The 17,091-nt window shown below is 34.6% G+C and carries 21 protein-coding genes; 13 read left to right on the top strand and 8 right to left on the bottom strand.

The features are described from left to right. Positions 1–304 precede the first annotated feature (304 nt). From ACIQXR_RS20425 to ACIQXR_RS20390, 8 genes are all read left to right on the top strand, one after another. Positions 305–514, top strand: coding sequence for a zinc-ribbon domain-containing protein (locus tag ACIQXR_RS20425; RefSeq protein ID WP_402876061.1), 210 nt, complete (start codon positions 305–307; stop codon positions 512–514). 22 nt (positions 515–536) lie between these two features. Beyond that, positions 537–896 (top strand): zinc-ribbon domain-containing protein, encoded by a 360-nt coding sequence (locus tag ACIQXR_RS20420; protein WP_402876063.1) that lies wholly within the window; start codon positions 537–539, stop codon positions 894–896. Further along, a complete protein-coding gene (locus ACIQXR_RS20415) occupies positions 820–1,188 on the top strand; it encodes a zinc-ribbon domain-containing protein (protein ID WP_403080594.1) in 369 nt (122 codons plus the stop codon). The genes ACIQXR_RS20420 and ACIQXR_RS20415 overlap by 77 nt, the downstream gene beginning before the upstream one ends. Positions 1,189–1,310: 122 nt before the next feature. Then, on the top strand, positions 1,311–1,652 hold the full coding sequence (locus ACIQXR_RS20410; protein ID WP_402876066.1) for a hypothetical protein: 342 nt from the start codon (positions 1,311–1,313) through the stop codon (positions 1,650–1,652). Next, the gene (locus ACIQXR_RS20405) at positions 1,625–2,068 is read left to right on the top strand and encodes a zinc-ribbon domain-containing protein (RefSeq protein WP_402876068.1); all 444 of its coding nucleotides are present in this window, start codon (positions 1,625–1,627) and stop codon (positions 2,066–2,068) included. Before ACIQXR_RS20410 ends, ACIQXR_RS20405 begins: the two co-directional genes overlap by 28 nt. After that, on the top strand, positions 2,041–2,172 hold the full coding sequence (locus ACIQXR_RS20400; RefSeq protein ID WP_402876070.1) for a zinc-ribbon domain-containing protein: 132 nt from the start codon (positions 2,041–2,043) through the stop codon (positions 2,170–2,172). The genes ACIQXR_RS20405 and ACIQXR_RS20400 overlap by 28 nt, the downstream gene beginning before the upstream one ends. A 30-nt stretch (positions 2,173–2,202) precedes the next feature. Then, the gene (locus ACIQXR_RS20395) at positions 2,203–2,421 is read left to right on the top strand and encodes a zinc-ribbon domain-containing protein (RefSeq protein ID WP_402876072.1); all 219 of its coding nucleotides are present in this window, start codon (positions 2,203–2,205) and stop codon (positions 2,419–2,421) included. A 175-nt stretch (positions 2,422–2,596) separates the two neighbouring features. Then, positions 2,597–2,779: a hypothetical protein gene (locus ACIQXR_RS20390; RefSeq protein WP_402876096.1), complete on the top strand. Its 183-nt coding sequence runs from the start codon at positions 2,597–2,599 to the stop codon at positions 2,777–2,779. On the opposite strand, the gene ACIQXR_RS20385 is transcribed toward ACIQXR_RS20390, so the two are convergent. Together ACIQXR_RS20385 and ACIQXR_RS20380 are read right to left on the bottom strand one after the other, a co-directional pair. After that, positions 2,736–3,029, bottom strand: coding sequence for a helix-turn-helix domain-containing protein (locus ACIQXR_RS20385; RefSeq protein ID WP_403080595.1), 294 nt, complete (start codon positions 3,027–3,029; stop codon positions 2,736–2,738). The two genes, ACIQXR_RS20390 and ACIQXR_RS20385, sit on opposite strands and share 44 nt — an antisense overlap. A 985-nt stretch (positions 3,030–4,014) precedes the next feature. Next, positions 4,015–5,448: an MFS transporter gene (locus ACIQXR_RS20380; protein ID WP_402876076.1), complete on the bottom strand. Its 1,434-nt coding sequence runs from the start codon at positions 5,446–5,448 to the stop codon at positions 4,015–4,017. A 263-nt stretch (positions 5,449–5,711) separates the two neighbouring features. Between ACIQXR_RS20380 and ACIQXR_RS20375 the strand changes: the two genes are divergently transcribed. From ACIQXR_RS20375 to ACIQXR_RS20365, 3 genes are read left to right on the top strand one after another with little or no spacing between them, the layout of a single operon-like run. Beyond that, a complete protein-coding gene (locus tag ACIQXR_RS20375; RefSeq protein WP_402876078.1) occupies positions 5,712–6,614 on the top strand; it encodes a substrate-binding domain-containing protein in 903 nt (300 codons plus the stop codon). Beyond that, the gene (locus ACIQXR_RS20370; protein ID WP_402876079.1) at positions 6,598–8,016 is read left to right on the top strand and encodes a sensor histidine kinase; all 1,419 of its coding nucleotides are present in this window, start codon (positions 6,598–6,600) and stop codon (positions 8,014–8,016) included. The genes ACIQXR_RS20375 and ACIQXR_RS20370 overlap by 17 nt, the downstream gene beginning before the upstream one ends. A 49-nt stretch (positions 8,017–8,065) precedes the next feature. Beyond that, positions 8,066–8,692: a response regulator gene (locus ACIQXR_RS20365; protein WP_402876082.1), complete on the top strand. Its 627-nt coding sequence runs from the start codon at positions 8,066–8,068 to the stop codon at positions 8,690–8,692. Between the two features lie 254 nt (positions 8,693–8,946). Here ACIQXR_RS20365 and ACIQXR_RS20360 read toward each other — a convergent pair whose 3' ends face one another. From ACIQXR_RS20360 to ACIQXR_RS20350, 3 genes are all read right to left on the bottom strand, one after another. Further along, the gene (locus tag ACIQXR_RS20360) at positions 8,947–9,174 is read right to left on the bottom strand and encodes an IS3 family transposase (protein WP_403080593.1); all 228 of its coding nucleotides are present in this window, start codon (positions 9,172–9,174) and stop codon (positions 8,947–8,949) included. A 362-nt stretch (positions 9,175–9,536) separates the two neighbouring features. Continuing rightward, the gene (locus tag ACIQXR_RS20355) at positions 9,537–9,965 is read right to left on the bottom strand and encodes a MarR family winged helix-turn-helix transcriptional regulator (RefSeq protein ID WP_402876086.1); all 429 of its coding nucleotides are present in this window, start codon (positions 9,963–9,965) and stop codon (positions 9,537–9,539) included. Positions 9,966–10,245: 280 nt separating this feature from the next. After that, entirely contained in the window at positions 10,246–10,875 is a 630-nt protein-coding gene (locus tag ACIQXR_RS20350; protein WP_402876088.1) for a nitroreductase family protein, read from the bottom strand. A gap of 606 nt (positions 10,876–11,481) precedes the next feature. On the opposite strand from ACIQXR_RS20350, the gene ACIQXR_RS20345 reads away from it, so the two are divergent. Beyond that, positions 11,482–12,399 carry a DNA/RNA non-specific endonuclease gene (locus tag ACIQXR_RS20345; RefSeq protein ID WP_402876095.1) on the top strand — a complete coding sequence of 306 codons (918 nt, stop codon included), beginning with the start codon at positions 11,482–11,484 and terminating at the stop codon, positions 12,397–12,399. A gap of 172 nt (positions 12,400–12,571) precedes the next feature. On the opposite strand, the gene cyoE is transcribed toward ACIQXR_RS20345, so the two are convergent. Continuing rightward, complete coding sequence (gene cyoE, locus ACIQXR_RS20340) at positions 12,572–13,468, bottom strand: heme o synthase (protein WP_402876089.1); 897 nt, start codon at positions 13,466–13,468, stop codon at positions 12,572–12,574. 438 nt (positions 13,469–13,906) lie between these two features. On the opposite strand from cyoE, the gene ACIQXR_RS20335 reads away from it, so the two are divergent. After that, positions 13,907–14,650, top strand: coding sequence for an SDR family NAD(P)-dependent oxidoreductase (locus ACIQXR_RS20335; protein WP_402876091.1), 744 nt, complete (start codon positions 13,907–13,909; stop codon positions 14,648–14,650). Positions 14,651–15,151: 501 nt separating this feature from the next. Here ACIQXR_RS20335 and ACIQXR_RS20330 read toward each other — a convergent pair. Next, the gene (locus tag ACIQXR_RS20330) at positions 15,152–15,430 is read right to left on the bottom strand and encodes an RNA polymerase sigma factor (protein ID WP_402876092.1); all 279 of its coding nucleotides are present in this window, start codon (positions 15,428–15,430) and stop codon (positions 15,152–15,154) included. Between the two features lie 408 nt (positions 15,431–15,838). After that, a complete protein-coding gene (locus ACIQXR_RS20325; RefSeq protein WP_402876093.1) occupies positions 15,839–16,750 on the bottom strand; it encodes a DMT family transporter in 912 nt (303 codons plus the stop codon). Positions 16,751–17,091 lie beyond the last annotated feature (341 nt).

Genomic DNA, 17,091 nt, shown 5'->3' with positions numbered 1-17,091 from the left:
CTTCATTTTACTAAAAAGGGCGATTTTTTTGTGCATAAATTTCATAAAAAAAGGGTTGCCCTAAAAGTCATTTTCCTGACTTTTGGGACAGCCCCCTTTTTCATGAAATTAAGGCATTTTTAATGTAGTAAAATATTTTTTCCTTCACCGTTGCCTTTCTTTATATTAACTAGCACTCTTAAAGAGGTATAATTTACCTAATGAAACAGGGATTATAATGCAGATTCAGCAAACAAATAGTCCTTAAACAAATAAAAAATACTAGTACTAAGTAAGTGCCAGTTATAATTTTAGGGGAATTAAAATGAAGAAAACCCAATATCCTTTGTCAGTTACTCATCCTGCATTAGCAGAAGAATGGCACCCGGAAAAAAATGATAACGTTACACCTAATGATGTTACTTATGGTTCATCTAAAAAGATATGGTGGAAATGTGAGAAGGGACATGAATGGGAAACAACAATCAATTCTCGTACTACTATGAAAGTAGGATTGTCCATATTGTTCAGGTAGAAAAGTTTGTTTAGAGAATTGTTTGGCTACCACACATCCCGAAGTTGCGAGGTTTTGGCATCCAGTCAAAAATAAAAAACTAACCCCATATGATGTTACTTATGGGGCAGGTAAAAGGGTATGGTGGATATGTGATGAAAATCATGAATTTGAAAGAGAAGTTCATACTTGGTTTAAACATGAGAAAGTAATGGGCTGCCCGTTTTGTAGCGGTCGTTATGCAACAAGGGAGACAAACTTAGCATTTGTAAATCCTAAAATAGCATCTGAATGGCATCCTACAAAGAATGAGGATTTAACTCCATATGATGTTACAAGTGGTTCCGAAAAAAAAGTCTGTTGGAAATGTAAAAAAGGTCATGGAGTGGAGTTCAAGTGTTAATAGTAGAGTTTTAGGTGTTGGTTGTCCGTATTGTTCAGGTAGAAAAGTCAACTTAGAAAATTGTCTTGCAACTAAGAATCCGAATCTTTTAAAATTATGGAATTTTAAAAGAAATGAAAATATAATCCCATATCAAGTAACGAGTGGTTCAGATATTAAAGTATGGTGGAATTGTGAGAAGGGACATGAGTGGAGGAAAAAGATAAATGGTCAATCCAATTCAAAGGGATGTCCTATTTGTGTAAAAGAATGGGGTACTTCGTTTCCTGAAATATCCATTTATATTATTTAAAAAAATTCTATTCAAACATTGTACATAGGAAGATAATTAAAATAAATGAAAAAAATATAGAGATAGATATTTTTATTGAAGATATAAAAACTGGAATTGAATATGATGGGGCATATTATCATATGGAAAAAGGAGAGAAAGATGAACTAAAAAATAATATTTTGATAAATTCAGGTATAAACCTCATCAGGATTCAGGGAAAAGGAAGGCTTGTTTTACCTCAAGATGACAGTCGTATAACATATTTTACCCATGAAGACAGAAGTGAGGCTAGTTTAGAGAATGCATTAAAAATGTTATTAACCCATTTAGACGATAAAAAAACAAAGGATTTTTATCCTAATTTAAGTCATGATAGGGCAGAAATATATAATATTATTGAATACCAAGAAAAACAGAATAGTTTGTTAAACGTTTTTCCTAAAATAGCTAAAGAATGGCATCCGAAAAAAATGGTAATTTAAAACCCGAACATGTATCTAGAGGATCAGGTAAACGAGTGTGGTGGAAGTGTATTAGAGGTCATGAGTGGGAAACTGATATTTCTTCAAGAACTTTACACAAAAAAGGTTGCCCTTTCTGTGCCGGACAGAAGGTATCTCCAGAAAAGAGTCTTGCTAGTTTTAGACCTGATCTTATATTGGAATGGAACAACCAAAAAAATGAGGATTTAACTCCATATGATGTATTACCTTCTTCTGATAAGAAAGTTTGGTGGAAATGTGATAAGGAACATGAGTGGGAAACTGCCGTTAAGGTAAGAACAAGAGGGCATGGTTGTCCTTATTGTTCAAACCAAAAGGTTTCTAAGGAGATAAGTTTAGCAGAGTCTGGATTAGACTTTGTTAGAGAATGGAACTTGAAAGAAATGTCGGATTAACACCATTTGATGTATTCCCGAATTCCAGTAAAAAAGTGTGGTGGATATGTAAAAAAGGGCATGAATGGGAAGCGAGAATATATAGTAGGAACAAAGGTAATTGATGTCCATACTGTAGTGGAAGAAAAGCTAGTTTGGAAAATTGTTTAGCAAATAAATCACCGGAATTAGCTAAACAGTGGAACCAAAATAAAAATGGCAATCTAACACCAAAAGATGTCACAACCGGTTCTAATAAGAAGGTTTGGTGGCAATGCGAACAAGGACATGAGTGGGAAGCAGTAATCAATAATAGGCAAAGGAAGGGGAAAGGTGGTTGCCCTCATTGTAGAAAAAATAAAAGAAAAGTATAAAAATGCTTTAAATGCGTTCCCTTCTTTTGAAATTGTGATCACATTTTTACCTTATAAAATAAATTCTTCGTTGTTAAGGATAGGAAAATTCGATTAGTGAAATACATTATAATCTAGTGAATGTGAAAAATGAAACAAAAGAGATTAAAGAGAATTAAAATAAAGGGGGATGTTTATGCTTGCTATAGCACCAATGGATGAAAATTGGTTTAACTTATTAAAGTCACAAAATACTCCACAAGTAGTGAAATTCTGGACACCTACTCCGTGGAATGTACGAAAGCTAAAAGACGGAGATCCACCTATTGTTCTTATTAAAAGCACCTTACAGAAAGATAGCAGGTTATGGTACTTTTAAATACTATGAGAACATGACTGCGACAGAAGCATGGAATAAGTTTGTCTTGTTGTTCTAATATTCCTCTTATCACTAGTAGTTCGGAATTTGTCAAACGTAGCGATTTACATGCATTTTTAAAGTATTCGGCATAAGTCGAGGTATAGACTATATGTCCGTTTTCAATTCGAGAAATAATAGTTCTATCACAGCCAAAATACTTTTCAAAATCTTTAAGGGTTAAGTTTCTAAGTAAACGTAATTGACGCACATAACGATAATCAAAATAGTTTATCTGACCGTATGCAACACGCTTATTACTTTCCAAGATGTACACCTTCTCTAGTTATGAAATAAAATTGTATTGACGGTAAATAAAAAAGGTGGGCATAAAGCCACACCTTAATATTATTAGAAAAAATATAAATTTAGATTTTAGCTAAGGAGAGAAATTAGCCACACCCTGATCTATAACATATATCATGTTACAGGCTTAATACAAATTTTTTGAAAAAATTATACATTTGTACCTTTTTGTTTTCAAAATTCAGCTTGTTTTATTCATATAGAAAAAATTTAAGTTATTATTGACTACTTTACAGGAAAAGACAACCATATTATAATGAAAATAATTAAAATTGAACGTGAAGTGGTCATTGGGTTAAAATGCTGTTTATACCCTATGATACATATGAAAGTGACTTCCTCAGACCTTGACAGGGTAGAGGTCGCTAGTTCGAATCCAGTCGGATTCATCACCTTATTGAAGCTCCAAATCCTTGTGTTTCAAGGGTTTGGAGCTTTTTTTTTGATTATGATGATAGATACTTTTGCAAGATACTTGCTTTGTTCACAATTTGTATCCTTTAGTAAACTAAAGAATATTTAGTTTTAAATACGATGTGATGATGAGGAACTTCGTATAATAATTCTTGTTTTTTTCTGACCAATCATCAGTGTACTGCTTTCCACACTTATGACAGTAAGGATTTTACAAAATAAGGATTCGGAATTATATTCACAGCCAAGGCATTTTGCATAGCCTAAGTCTGTAACCATCGAAATGTTCTTTAAGTATTCGTTTAATGACCCCACTATTCCTTTTGATCATCCAACTCATACCTTTCAATTCAACTACGAACTTTATACAGAACAGTTATTCACAAATCGATTATTTTCAAATTTCCTAAACAACAAAAAGGGTGTTGATGAATTTTGATTCATCAACACCATAAATAATAGAACCCTATAGATATTTAAACAACTTTTACTTTCTGTTCGGCTTTTGACAACACTAGATAGCCTACCGCTGCGAATGCTGATAAGAAGGCTACAACGATATAAGACCAAAACCAACCAAATTGATCAGCTAGGATTGGCATTAACCAATTGGAACCCATGTTTCCAATTAAATACGCCGTAACACCCACAAAACCAATTGCCGTCCCAGCTACATTCAAAGGAACAAAGTCAATTGTTAGAATGTTAACAATTAATTGTGGTCCATAAATTAAGGCTCCTAAAATTCCACAAACTACTAAGAATAATGCGTAATTTGTAACACCACCGCTAACTAACCTCTCGTAGAAAAAGACAAACGCCACCATGGCAAACAAGCCAATTGATCCAATTTTAGCCATTTTGTTCGGATATTTAACAGCTAACCATGCGAACACAAGTGATCCCGGGATCGCAATCCATTCAAGAACTGAAACAGCCAATTGTGCTCTTGTATTCGATAAGTTCCCCACTTCGCTAAGATAAATTGGCATCCAATCTGCAATTCCAAAACGGAGAAAATATAAGGCCACGTTGACAGCAGATACTAGTAATATTAGTGGATTGGTAAAAACATATTTCCAAATTAATTGCCAATAGCTCAGTCCAACTTTTTCTTCTTCAGTTGCCACATTAGATTCCCCGGCATCCCCATACATGGTTCTTAAGGAATCGAGGCCTTCAGATTCAGGGCTATCTCCGCCATAACGCCAACATAAATATGCAAAAATCAGTACCAAAACTCCTGGAACTAAAAAAGCCATGAAAATATTTCCTGTTTCAGGAACGACTAGTCCCATACTGGTTAGGGCCACAATGATCAAAGGAAGTAAAGCTGATCCCACATTTTGTGAGATATTCCAACCCGCAATGGCTGCTCCACGAGATTTATTCGAGTAATAATTAGCAAGCATCATTTGAGAGGCAGGAGCTAAAGCACCTTGTACAACTCCACTCAATATTAGGAGAATGGCTAATACTGCAATCGATGTGTTGAAAAAGCCAATGAGAATGGCGATTAAGGCACTTGCTCCCAAACAGACCGAGAAAAGTTTTCTTATACTAACACGGTCTCCTAATGCTCCCATATAAAACTTAGCTAATCCATAAGAAATCGTTAAACAAGAAAGTAACAAAGCAATATCTGTTTTATCCCATCCATTTGTAGTCATGATACTATTTGACATTAACTTAAAATTATTCCGCACAAGATAAGCACATACATACCCTAGAAATGCAATTAGAAAAATTATTTTCCGCCGATAGAGATAACGTGCAAATTTCTCGGTATTTTGCTTTTGGTTAACTAATTCCATTACTGAAACCACTCCAATACAGTATATTATAAGTTCTAAAGTCTTGATTCTATTAGCATATTTTATTAAGCTGCTTGAAATATCTTCTAATGGCATCCCTCCTGTTATAATGGAAGTGCTTAAAAAAAGGTAGGTAACACAAGTGTTTTACATAATAATATTATCTTACTTTTTAACCCTTTAAACTATCAGCAGATTTCCTATTACCTGTCAGAAAATATCCTACACTGTGCGACTAATACTATTAAAATTGTGACAAGGTGAAACTATGATTGTGATATAATAGTAAATACTAATTTAGGAATAAAACTCTAATTTTACGAATTGTTGTTGAGGAATTCGACCTAGAAAGGGATACTATGGGAAAATTATTCAAGGTTATTCCGGTTTTATTAATAATCATCTTATTAATAGGTTGTGGGTCAAATCTATCAACCTATAAAATTGATTTTTCAGAATATGAAAAGCAACCTACAGATAGTAAAGAGGATAAACAAGATCCGATCCGGTTAGCCATTTCGAGTGTGCTTTCTCCAACGGATACGATTATATACTATCGTAAAATCGCAAATTTTATCGGTAAGAAACTTAAGCGACCAGCCATTTTAATTCAACGCAGAAGTTATAATGAAATCAGCAACCTAATGATCAATGGGGGAGCTGATATAGCTCTACTTCCAACAGGAGCTTATATCACGTATAGAGAAAACGGAGGATTTGAAGGAATTGCTACGCAAGAAAGATTTGGGAGCCCTTACTATTATGGTTACATTGTTGCAAGTGTTGAAAGCGGTTTCTCGAAAATTGATGATCTGGAAGGCAAAGATATTGCATTTTATGATCCTTCAAGTTATTCTGGATATCTTTTTGTGGAAGAAGAATTGGAAAATTTGGGGGAAGACATCGAAAGCTTTTTTGGGAGACATGTATACACATATAGCCATGAACGATCCCTTAGTGCCGTTTTAAATAATACTGTAGATGTTGCAGCTGTCAATTCCCTAGTTTTTGAAACGATGAGACGTGAAAACCCTAAAGAAGTCGAAACATTAAAAATCATTGAAAAATCGATGCCGTTAGGTACTGGACCTGTGGTTATCAGAAGTAATTTAGCTAAGGAAGAAAAGGAAATGATTAAAGCGAGTTTTCTTACTATGCACGAACAGGATTCTATGAAGCTAGCACTTCAAGGTTTATATATTGATCGCTTTATCCCATTCGACTCGGAATATTATGAGGTTCTTTATGAAATGGATAAATAACTTGAAAATAAACCAAAAGATACTTGGGGCTATCATGTTCTCCTCACTTTTTCTAGCTAGCATTTTTGGATGGATCATATGGGATTCACTTACAAATATGATGACGGAGGATCTCGCGAAACGTGGTGTCAATATTGCAAAAAATGTTGCAGAAACAAGCTCAGACTACATTCTATTTGACGATCAATATGCGGTGGATAATCTTATTAAAGAAACAAAAAAGGTAGATGAAGAAATTCGCTATATCTTAGTTTTTGATAGTCGTCGCATGCTTTATGCCCATACATTTCCGAATCCTGAGATTCTGCCAAAAGGAATATTAAAGGCACATACGCCCAGAGGGATTACCCAACAAGAGTATACAACTTTATCCTCAAACGAAGGTAATATCCACGATGTCATTGTTCCTATCGAAGAAGGAGAAGTAGGGTATGTTCGAGTAGGGATGTCAGAGGAAAAATCGTTGGAATATATATATTCTAGAATCGTTAAATTACTGATTGCCACATTGTTAGTATCAATTGGTGCCATGGGAATGGCTTATTTTGCTACCCGTATTATAACTAAGCCAATCAATACTTTAGTAGATGTAGCTTTAGGCATATCGGCAGGTAACTTTTCCTTAAGAGCAGAAGGAACCAATAACGATGAGATTGGAAAACTGGCACAAGCTTTTAATGAAATGACTGATCATCTTATTAATTCTAATAATGAAGTGGACTATTTACTTAAGGAACTTCAACAAAAGGATTTATTGCGTGATAAGTTGATATCGAAGTTATTATCTGTTCAAGAGGATGAGAGAAAAAGAATTTCACGTGAACTTCATGATGAGACAAGTCAAGCTCTCACCTCATTAATGGTAACCATGCGAATTATGGCTAATGAGGCGAAAGATGGTGAACAACGTGAGTTACTTTATACAAGCAGAGATATAGCTGCAGGAATTTTAAAACAGATAAGGGATCTAGCCGTTGAATTACGGCCACCGATCCTTGATAAGATGGGGCTTGTTTCAGCGATAAAAAAATATGCGAGAAATTTTGAGGGAAAATACAAAATCCCAGTTCATTTATTTGTTCCTGATGATGACGTTACAATAGCTGAACATGTTACGTTGGCTCTATACCGAATTGTTCAAGAAAGCATGAGTAATGTGGTGAAACATACCAATACTACTGAAATTATGATTGGCTTGGATATTAATAAACGATGGATCAATTTGACAATAAATGATAATGGTCAGGGAATTCATGAAGCAGATTTTGAAAAAGCTAAGCAACAAAATAGGATTGGTATACATGGAATGAAGGAAAGAGCAGAGTTGCAGGGTGGTACATTTTGTATCAGGACGAACAAGATGGGAGGGACAGAAATTTCCGTTTCTCTACCATTAAATTAGAAAGAAGTTGGTAAAGTTGAAACAGAGTTTCAAAAGGAAAATTAGTATTATGCTAGTTGATGATCATGCCATTCTTATATCAGGGTTAAAACTTTTATTGCAAAAACGGACTTCTTATCAAGTTGTGGGAGTAGCTGATGATGGGCATAAAGCTCTTGAGCTTTATGATAAATTAGTGCCGGATATTTTAATCCTCGATATTTCTTTGCCCGGTATGGACGGACTACAGGTACTAAAAAATATAAGGGTACGATATGAATATGCAAAAGTGATTGTCTTAACAATGTACGAAGATGAGGAATATGTATCGTTAATTATGGAAGCAGGTGCATCGGGTTACGTCCCGAAAGTAGCTGTAGATGAAGAATTGTATTCTGCTATTGATACAGTTATGGATGGCTATATATACTTGCGGCCAAAGGAAATGACGTCAATGATAAAAAATAAGCAGAGTGAAGAAAAGATTCACAAGATGTATTCTACAATAAGCCCCCGCGAGAAAGAAGTACTACAGCTGATTGTTAAGGGACATTCATTAACTGAAATTGCAGGTGAACTACTGATAAGTATAAAAACAGTAGACACACATAAAACAAGAATCTTCAATAAACTAAACTTTACTAAAAAAAGTGAACTGGTTGAATTCGTTTTTAAACATAATTTGATTGATATATAGAGGCAGCTGAATGTCGGTGCCTGTTTTTCGCTACGCTAATGTTTATATATCGAGGGACAGAAACCATACCTCCAACGATTACTAGAACTTGTTTCTCTGGGTAACTCAATTTTGCTGCTAGGGCAGATGGTATCAAATCTACTATAAAAAACTACCTAACACATCACATTAATACGAAACAACATTTAATGGAAGTGGTATCTCCCTGCCTAAGAAGAGCTTTTCTTTTGTTATATTTATTAATTCGTAAACTTTCAGAGAATGCCTGCTGTGTATTTTGGACACGCAAAAGTTAAATTTTTAGCTGGATTCCTAATTTGATTTTCAATCGCTTGTGGGGTTTGGTACTCTAAACTACTATGAATCCTTTTTCTGTTATACCAACCCTCAATAAATTGGAACATCGCTAATTTTGCTGTATGGAAGTCTTGATATTGTACGTGATTCACTTCTTTCTTTTTATTTGGCATAAAAAGATTCAATACAGGGGGGCACCCTTTTTGGCGGAAGGATTGCTTAATATTGAAATGTTGAGTAAATTCACCACATTGCGAAGCTGTCGCGGTACTGGAATAGTTTAATAAGCGAAAAATAGCTGTGTCAAAATCCAGGTTTGAGTGGATTTCGGCACAGCTTTTCTTTTGTAGATATGAATTATAGTTAAACAGGATCAGTTGCGAAATATCAAGGCTATGCAGAGGGAAATGAACAACTGAGGGCTGCATTTACAGAAGAAAAAAAATCCTTACGTCTGCTTCAGATGAAAAACAAGTATTTGCAAAAGCACTGGCTGCTATTCTTAGTCTGTTTTAATACAATAGATTTTTACAATGCAGAGCAAAAATCAAAGCTTCTCAATATTGTAATTTAAGCGCGTGAGAAATTGCTTGAGTTGCTCTAATTCGCTATCTGAAAAATCATCATAGAGATCATTCATAAATTGATCTTTAAACATTGTACAGCCTTCTAATAATGCTCGTCCTTTATCTGAAATCTTTACAAGTACTTCGCGATTGTTTTTTTCATTACGTTTGCGTTCGACATATTGTTGTTCTTCAAGCAACTTTAAATGGCGCGTAATGGCCGATTGATCGATAGCTAAGGATTGTTGCAGTACCTTTTGTGTAACACTATCCTTTTTAACTAAAGAAACTAAAATTTCATATCTAGTCAAACTAACTTCTGTTCTCTTTTCAAAAATTTGAGTGACGTGACGGTCTAACCTTTTCAACATCATAATCATTTGTTTCTTATCATCCAAACAAACTTCCATACTATTCCTCCTCACATTGGTTGCTCGTCGTTTTGCGCTCACTAAAACTTGTGTTCGAATTCGGCCCTATTATAAAAGCAATTTAGGTATCTAATGATGTATGCCAAAAACTGCTCTTTGTTACATTTAGCTTTTGGACGCTTTGCGATCCCTATATGATAGCATTTCCGTTCATTTGGATAAAGTGTAACAAATTTCAAACTTACGTGAATCAAGATATGATTAATGATTTAGTGATACGAATCAATAACACGTCATGTGAATACTTCCTCTAATTCACTTAGCTTGAAAAACGAATAATTTGTTCAAACGGTAAACGTGATGAATTACGTGCTGGCATAGCAGGCTTTCCGATAGCAATTAAAATCATCGGTAACTCATTGGCAGGTAGCTCATATTTTTTAGCGAATGCTGCTTTATCAAAACCGCCCATTATTACTGTTTCATAGCCCATGTCCTTCGCTAAAAGTACTACTTGCATAGAAATTAAACCAACATCTAAATGTGCAATATTTGTTCGTTCAATTTCAGAAAAATTACTATATGCAGATTCAGAATTGGCAATCATCATATCAGCAATATCACGTGGCATATAACCTAGCTCAACATTTAAATCATTAATTTGTTTAGCGTTTTTATACATTTCATTATCGCCTAATACCGCAATAATCGCTGATGATGTTTCGATTTGTTCCTGATTAAATCCAGCAATGCGTAGTTCTTTCTTTTGCTCTTGATCATCAATAACAAGGAAGCGCCAAGGCTGTAAGTTACTTGATGATGGAGCTGATGTTGCTTGTTCTAAAATATGTTGAATTTGCTCACGAGGAATAGTAACACCAGGCTCGTATTTACGCACCGATTTACGTTCATCCATTAATTTTTCTAAAGCTGTTTTTTGTTGTATCATATTTTTCACCCTTTTTTGTTGGAATTTGATTCGGCTTTCATTATAGTTGATTAGTCAACAGTTGACAAGTCATTTATCGATTCAGGATTTTTGATAGGCGAATGATTGGACAATTGGCACGGAAGAAATTGGGGGTTCAATTCCCTTACAGGTCATCTGATGGGTAGCACGGAACCCTTGATATACCAAAAGTTTTAGTCTTTTTTTCTGTTATTAATTATTTATATGTGAAGCCAAAAAGATAGCAACGGGTTGCCTGAGTTTGGGCACTAAATAGGGATTACCACGAAAAAATAATGATGATATAAATTAAATTGCTTAGGTACTAATACATGGAAGCACCTGTCATTAGGTTCTGCTATGTATTTTTTTACATGGAAACTTATCCTAGATCACACTGACGGAAATAATTTTAGCTGAGTATGTGAATTTGTACGTGAGTTATCGTGTGAATTGTACAGAGGAAAAGAAAAATAGAATAACAATATGTGATAAGATACACTTAAATGTTTTTAAGGTTATTAAGTTAGTAAAGTTATTATACTATTATAAGGAGTCCTAAAAGTGAAAAGGATAACAAGTTATTTAGCATTACTTTTGACGATTATGTTTATGGTTGGTTGCACGAACGAAGAAAATGCAACCATTACAGAAGGAGAAACAGATTCACAAGAAGTAACCACAGTCAATACTGATGAAAATAGTATAAAGGAAGAGACTATCAATACGGATCTTGACGGATCAATAGTTGAAGAAACAACAACCGAATCAAACGATGAAAAGTTCCCAGGATACAAACGTATTGAAATTGATGGTGGTGATTTGTCTGGATATCGTGAACCCAACGTCGTTGTTGACATTGGCTATGGGGACCGTGAATATTGGGCATTTACTAATGAATACGGGCAACTAGTACGTGTCATCGCTGACGAAATCACTTTACAAGATGACCGTAACGAACCTGTAACATCGTCTGGAAGATACTATTCTGATGAGGCGAAAGTTCCAGGTGTCGAAAGTGATGTTCTAGATGAAGGACATATCATCGCTGATTCTCTCGGAGGGGTATCGAATGCATATAATATTACCCCACAAGATAGTACACTTAACCGCCACGGTGACCAAGCTTATATGGAGAATGCGATTCGTAGTGCAGGTGGAGCCACTAATTTTGAAGCGATTATTACATATCCAAATTCGAAAACGCAGATTCCTTCACATTATCAATATACCTATACGTTAAGGGGCAACAAGATTGTTGATTCATTTGACAATGGAAACCCTGATGAAGTAAATGCATCACTCGGTTTAACAGGCAGCAAACCTTCTAATTCAGATAGATCAAATCAAAATTCAACGAGTTCAAATAAAAACGGTGATATTTCTAGTGTTGATACTAACGGAAATGGACAAGTTACGATTAAAGAAGCAAAAGAAGCAGGTTTCAGTATGCCCATAACGAGGGATCATTGGTTATATCCCTATATGCGTGATAACGATAATGACGGTATGGTAGGTGAGTAAGAGCCTTTAAGGTAAAATAAAGATTATTCACTAACAGATTTTTGCATTAATTTTATAAATAAACGGGGTTGTCCTAAAAGTCATTTGCCAGACTTTTGGGACAGCCCCGTTTTTTATTTTGCCTAATTGGCTGTATTTGAGCTTATAGAAGTATGCTGGTTAAGTAAGTTCATTATAATGCGTTTAAAATTAACCCGATTGAAGCGTAGATAATTACCGTAAAGTAGATGACCATCATGTGTACTAAGGAAAATACAAACATTTTATTTGCCCAAACCTTCAGTTCGTTTTTACGTTGTCCGAATAAGCTGAGCCCTAACCAAATTAGGCCTAAGATAAGTGAAATTAAGGTGAGACCTAAGCTTAGTGGTAGAAATAAAAAGCTGGATAGCACCAATAAAATCAAATAGAAGTTGGTTTGAATATATGTCCGTTTCCTACTTTTGACAACGGGAAGCATTGGAATATTCGCTGCAGCATAATCTTTTTCCTTACGGATGGCAATCGCATAAAAGTGAGGCATTTGCCAAATCACCATGATTAAAAACAATGCCCAGCAAGCGGGATGCCAAATATCTGGAGCGACTGATGCCCAACCGATTAAAGGAGGCATGGCACCAGAAATACTCCCAACTTCCGTATTCCAAATAGTATGGCGTTTAGTCCACATTGTATAAGGGACAACGTAGAAAAATACCCCTAAAAATCCAAGTAAAGATGCTAATGGAGAGGTTAAATATAATAAAACTAACCCGATCACTAGTAATAAAATGGCAGCTACTAAAACTTTTTTAATCGATATAGCACCTGTAACTGTAGGGCGAACCTTTGTACGAGCCATAATGGCATCAATATCGCGATCATAAATGTTATTGAACGCACCGGCTGCGGCTATAACGGCTGCTGTTCCTAAAAATGCAAAAACTACATTCCAAACGTTATCTACAAAACTGTATTGATACGTATATAAAGCGAGCATTAATCCTGCGATCATTGGAATAAGATTTGACTTGATAATTCCTGTTTTAACTACTTGAGCCCATAAGGTCCTCTGTGATTGCTTTTTCATTGTATTTTGTAGCTCCTCTTTTATTCACAAGAACTAATATAACCTATAAGGTTAGCTAAATTCCATCATAATATTGCTTTTCTACAATCATTTTTAATTATATCATGTCTATATCTAATGAGATAAAAATATAGATGAACTTTATCCATTTCTTTGTTTTATAGCATAGATTGGTACTAGGGTGTAGTCTTACCGAAAAGATGTTGTTTAGTCGACCAAACATAGATATTAAGAATATGCAGTTAGTGAATGCAATGGACTTCTCGAAAAAAGTAATTGTAATAAAGAAAGAGAAAATAATGTCACAGCCACATTCTTCTGCGTGGACGATGTTGAGTAGTTTTGAATATCCAGAATCGAATGGATAAATAGATTCCGTTGACAAATAATAATTGTAAGAAAGTAAATGAGAATTTTATTTAACATTGGAGGAATATCATGGGTAAATTAGATGGTAAAGTAGCTATCATTACAGGGGCAGCACAAGGTATGGGTGCTATGCATGTTCGTAAATTCGTGGAAGAAGGCGCAAAAGTAGCAATTACGGACCTAAACTTTGAAGGTGTACAAAAACTAGCCAATGAATTGGGAGAAAATACAATCGCTCTTAAATTAGATGTTGCTAGTGAAGAGAACTGGGTAGAAGTGGTAGGAAAAACAGAAGAAACATTTGGTCCAATCAATGTTTTAGTAAACAACGCAGGCATTGGTATTTTCAAAACTTTAGAAGAATTAACCGTAAAAGACTTCGAATTAACATTTAAAGTAGATGAACTGGGAGTATTCTTGGGAATGCAAAAAGTACTTCCTTCTATGAAAAAAGCTGGCGTAGGTTCAATTGTTAACATTTCATCAGTAGATGGTTTAGTAAGTGCGCCAACGGCCATTGCTTATAGTGCTTCTAAACATGCTGTCACGGGTATGACAAAAGGGGCTGCTGCAGAGCTTGGACCCTATAATATCCGTGTGAATTCCGTACATCCTGGAATCATCAAAACACCTATGGCTGACCAACCAGATGTTGAAGAATATCTAAAGCAACTTGAACAAGATATTCCCCTAAGAAGAAGAGCAGAAGTAAAGGAAGTTTCTAATTTAGTTATGTACCTTGCATCCGATGATTCTAGCTATTCGACTGGAAGTCAATTCGTAGTAGATGGCGGAATGATCTCTGACCTATAAAAAGAGGGAATGGTTATGAGGAAATTTTCAAATGCAGTCTTTATATTTTACTAATTATTACTATTATTGGCGCAATTCTGTAGTGGGATTGTGCTTTCTTATGATTATAGATCTAAAAATGGCATGTAGCTTGTCGAGTTAGAGAAAAGAATATATGATGACAAACAAATTATCACGACAGATTTTAATAAAAATTCAAAAGGGCTCGGAATTAAATACTTCCGAACCCTTTTGCCTGCAAATTAAACGTCGTGTATGATGGGTTAATTTCTATGTGAAATGTTATATTACACAATTATGTTTTCTAGATAGATGATGAAAAATTAATTCTTGGGAAATCTTCGAAATCTCATTCATCTAGTTTATTACGGAAAAAGTTCTGTATTTCTTATGACTATAAGTTCAAGTTCCTTTTTTAACATAGAATCAATTTTAATTCCTGGATGGAAGAGAATATGGTGAAGTAGAGGAGATGATTTAATAGTAAGGTTTGTATGATTATTAATCTTTTTTAAGATAACGTTTATAATATACATGATTATAAACGATCCTTTTCATGAGAAAGGTAGATATCTTCGTGTCGTTAGAATCCTTAAAGTATTGAGGAGAGTCCCATAACTCTTTAAAAACTTCTGAAATTAAGTTTTCTGAATAGATCTTAGATCCAGTTAATTTTAAGGCAATACTCTTTAGCATTTCTTCATGATTAGAGTATAACTTACTAAAATACTCGGTATCTTTATCTAATATATGAGTAACAATTTCATTTTTTGTATCCAATATTACACCTCATTTCTGTGTTGCTATAGGTAATATGTACCCTGTTTTTACTGAAGGAAAACTTGAAATCATGAGAAGCAGAACTTTATATAGAACAAGGTTGTAGAATTTATGATATTTGCAGCTAAAAAGCCTACATGATCTCATAGAGTCATGTAGGCTTTTTCTTAGTTATAATTAAGTTTCATTTCATTTTTTAGGGATTAAAAAAAGATTAAACTAGTACAGACAGTTTGAAAGGAGTAATTATAAAGGAATAGTTATGTACGTTTACCTTTTCTAAAAGATTGCTGCGGAACGACTAGGTGGAATAATCTTTTCTTTTTTTACCAGAAAAACAAGTGATGTACACTCCAATTTAGGGTCGAATATGAGACAGCAATCAATTTTATGAATAGTAGCTAGAAACTACACAGCTTCATTTTTTCGACGAAGCAACCATATTTCTATTGCTCCCGATCCAAGTAATACTCCTGAAACAATGAAGATAAGACCAAAAAAATGTGCTGGAACGATTGCTTCGTTCAAAAGAAAAGCCGCACCGACTAATGAAAAAAAGGTGTTGAAGTTTAAGAAGATAGAGGATTCTGCGGCTCCAACCTTTCCAATGATGTAATTATAAGTCATATGACCTATTCCTGTAGCAAAAATAGCTGAGAAAAAGAAAGCTACCCAGATAGAAAACGAAGCAGATGAGATTGAAGCTAAACCATGTGGTTCCTTCCAAAGACTTATGGCAAATAAAATAAATGATCCAATTAGCATCATGTAACCCGTTAATAGCCGCGGGTCCATCGTTTTCGAAGCTTTATAAATCAGGATAAAACTTAGCGCTTGTGAAAGAATGGAGAGTAAAATATCAAAATCTCCTAGATTAATAGAATGGATGCTTCCACTTCCGGCCAAAACGGTAACACTCACGCCAAGAGCCCCACAAATAAACCCAAGAACTCGAATGAATGTAAGTTTATTGCGAAAAATCACCATAGAAAAGATGGCTGTCAATAAAGGCCCCATCCCCAAAATCAATCCAGTATTCGTAGCTGAAGTTTTTGTTAACCCTTCTGCTAAAAAATAATGGTGAAAGACTACGCTCAAAAGGGCTCCCCCAAAAATGTAAAAAAGTTCAGATTTTTTTGGAAGACGAATGAGGCCAAGCATTCCCAAAATTAAAAAGACTATCAAAGAAGCCGTAAAAATTCTTAGAGAAGTTATGGTCACAGGTTGAATGTGTTCAACTAAAATTTTTATAACAGAAACGTTGAAACCCCAAATAATCATGATTCCAATAAGCAACATGTAAGTTTTAAAATAGCTCATACAAAAACAACCTTTCAAACTTATTCAACAATTGACCTATTATACAACCTTTTTCAAGAAAACACCAAAACTAAAAGAGATAGTTTTTAAAAACTGAGCATGAGTAAATTATTTATGCCAATAATTTGTAGTGACTACTTTGAAATGGATGTTAGTCCTATACTTCACATCGTATTAGTTTGGGTGTAGGTGAAATGATTCTTCAGTTTGAAGAGTGGCTATAAAAAAGCCTACAAGATCTCATAGTAAAATGTACCCTATAGAGTAGACACTTTAAAAAGTCTCTCTATAGGGTACTTTTATTTGTATAAAGAAAAGATAGGATTGGAGATACATCACAA

Source organism: Peribacillus sp. NPDC097224 (assembly GCF_044761985.1).
Lineage (GTDB): Bacteria > Bacillota > Bacilli > Bacillales > DSM-1321 > Peribacillus.
This window is presented reverse-complemented; position numbering and strand designations above follow the sequence as displayed.

What these genes read in the sequence shown, in the direction of transcription:
- ACIQXR_RS20405 (WP_402876068.1), top strand. Translation starts at nt 1,625, where the DNA reads ATGGCATCCGAAAAAAATGGTAATTTAAAACCCGAACATGTATCTAGA.
- ACIQXR_RS20380 (WP_402876076.1), bottom strand. Translation starts at nt 5,448, where the DNA reads ATGCCATTAGAAGATATTTCAAGCAGCTTAATAAAATATGCTAATAGA.
- ACIQXR_RS20365 (WP_402876082.1), top strand. Translation starts at nt 8,066, where the DNA reads ATGCTAGTTGATGATCATGCCATTCTTATATCAGGGTTAAAACTTTTA.
- ACIQXR_RS20375 (WP_402876078.1), top strand. Translation starts at nt 5,712, where the DNA reads ATGGGAAAATTATTCAAGGTTATTCCGGTTTTATTAATAATCATCTTA.
- ACIQXR_RS20355 (WP_402876086.1), bottom strand. Translation starts at nt 9,965, where the DNA reads ATGGAAGTTTGTTTGGATGATAAGAAACAAATGATTATGATGTTGAAA.
- ACIQXR_RS20325 (WP_402876093.1), bottom strand. Translation starts at nt 16,750, where the DNA reads ATGAGCTATTTTAAAACTTACATGTTGCTTATTGGAATCATGATTATT.
- ACIQXR_RS20415 (WP_403080594.1), top strand. Translation starts at nt 820, where the DNA reads ATGATGTTACAAGTGGTTCCGAAAAAAAAGTCTGTTGGAAATGTAAAA.
- ACIQXR_RS20425 (WP_402876061.1), top strand. Translation starts at nt 305, where the DNA reads ATGAAGAAAACCCAATATCCTTTGTCAGTTACTCATCCTGCATTAGCA.
- ACIQXR_RS20390 (WP_402876096.1), top strand. Translation starts at nt 2,597, where the DNA reads ATGCTTGCTATAGCACCAATGGATGAAAATTGGTTTAACTTATTAAAG.
- ACIQXR_RS20350 (WP_402876088.1), bottom strand. Translation starts at nt 10,875, where the DNA reads ATGATACAACAAAAAACAGCTTTAGAAAAATTAATGGATGAACGTAAA.
- ACIQXR_RS20370 (WP_402876079.1), top strand. Translation starts at nt 6,598, where the DNA reads ATGAAATGGATAAATAACTTGAAAATAAACCAAAAGATACTTGGGGCT.
- ACIQXR_RS20410 (WP_402876066.1), top strand. Translation starts at nt 1,311, where the DNA reads ATGGAAAAAGGAGAGAAAGATGAACTAAAAAATAATATTTTGATAAAT.
- cyoE (WP_402876089.1), bottom strand. Translation starts at nt 13,468, where the DNA reads ATGAAAAAGCAATCACAGAGGACCTTATGGGCTCAAGTAGTTAAAACA.
- ACIQXR_RS20335 (WP_402876091.1), top strand. Translation starts at nt 13,907, where the DNA reads ATGGGTAAATTAGATGGTAAAGTAGCTATCATTACAGGGGCAGCACAA.
- ACIQXR_RS20400 (WP_402876070.1), top strand. Translation starts at nt 2,041, where the DNA reads ATGGAACTTGAAAGAAATGTCGGATTAACACCATTTGATGTATTCCCG.
- ACIQXR_RS20345 (WP_402876095.1), top strand. Translation starts at nt 11,482, where the DNA reads ATGTTTATGGTTGGTTGCACGAACGAAGAAAATGCAACCATTACAGAA.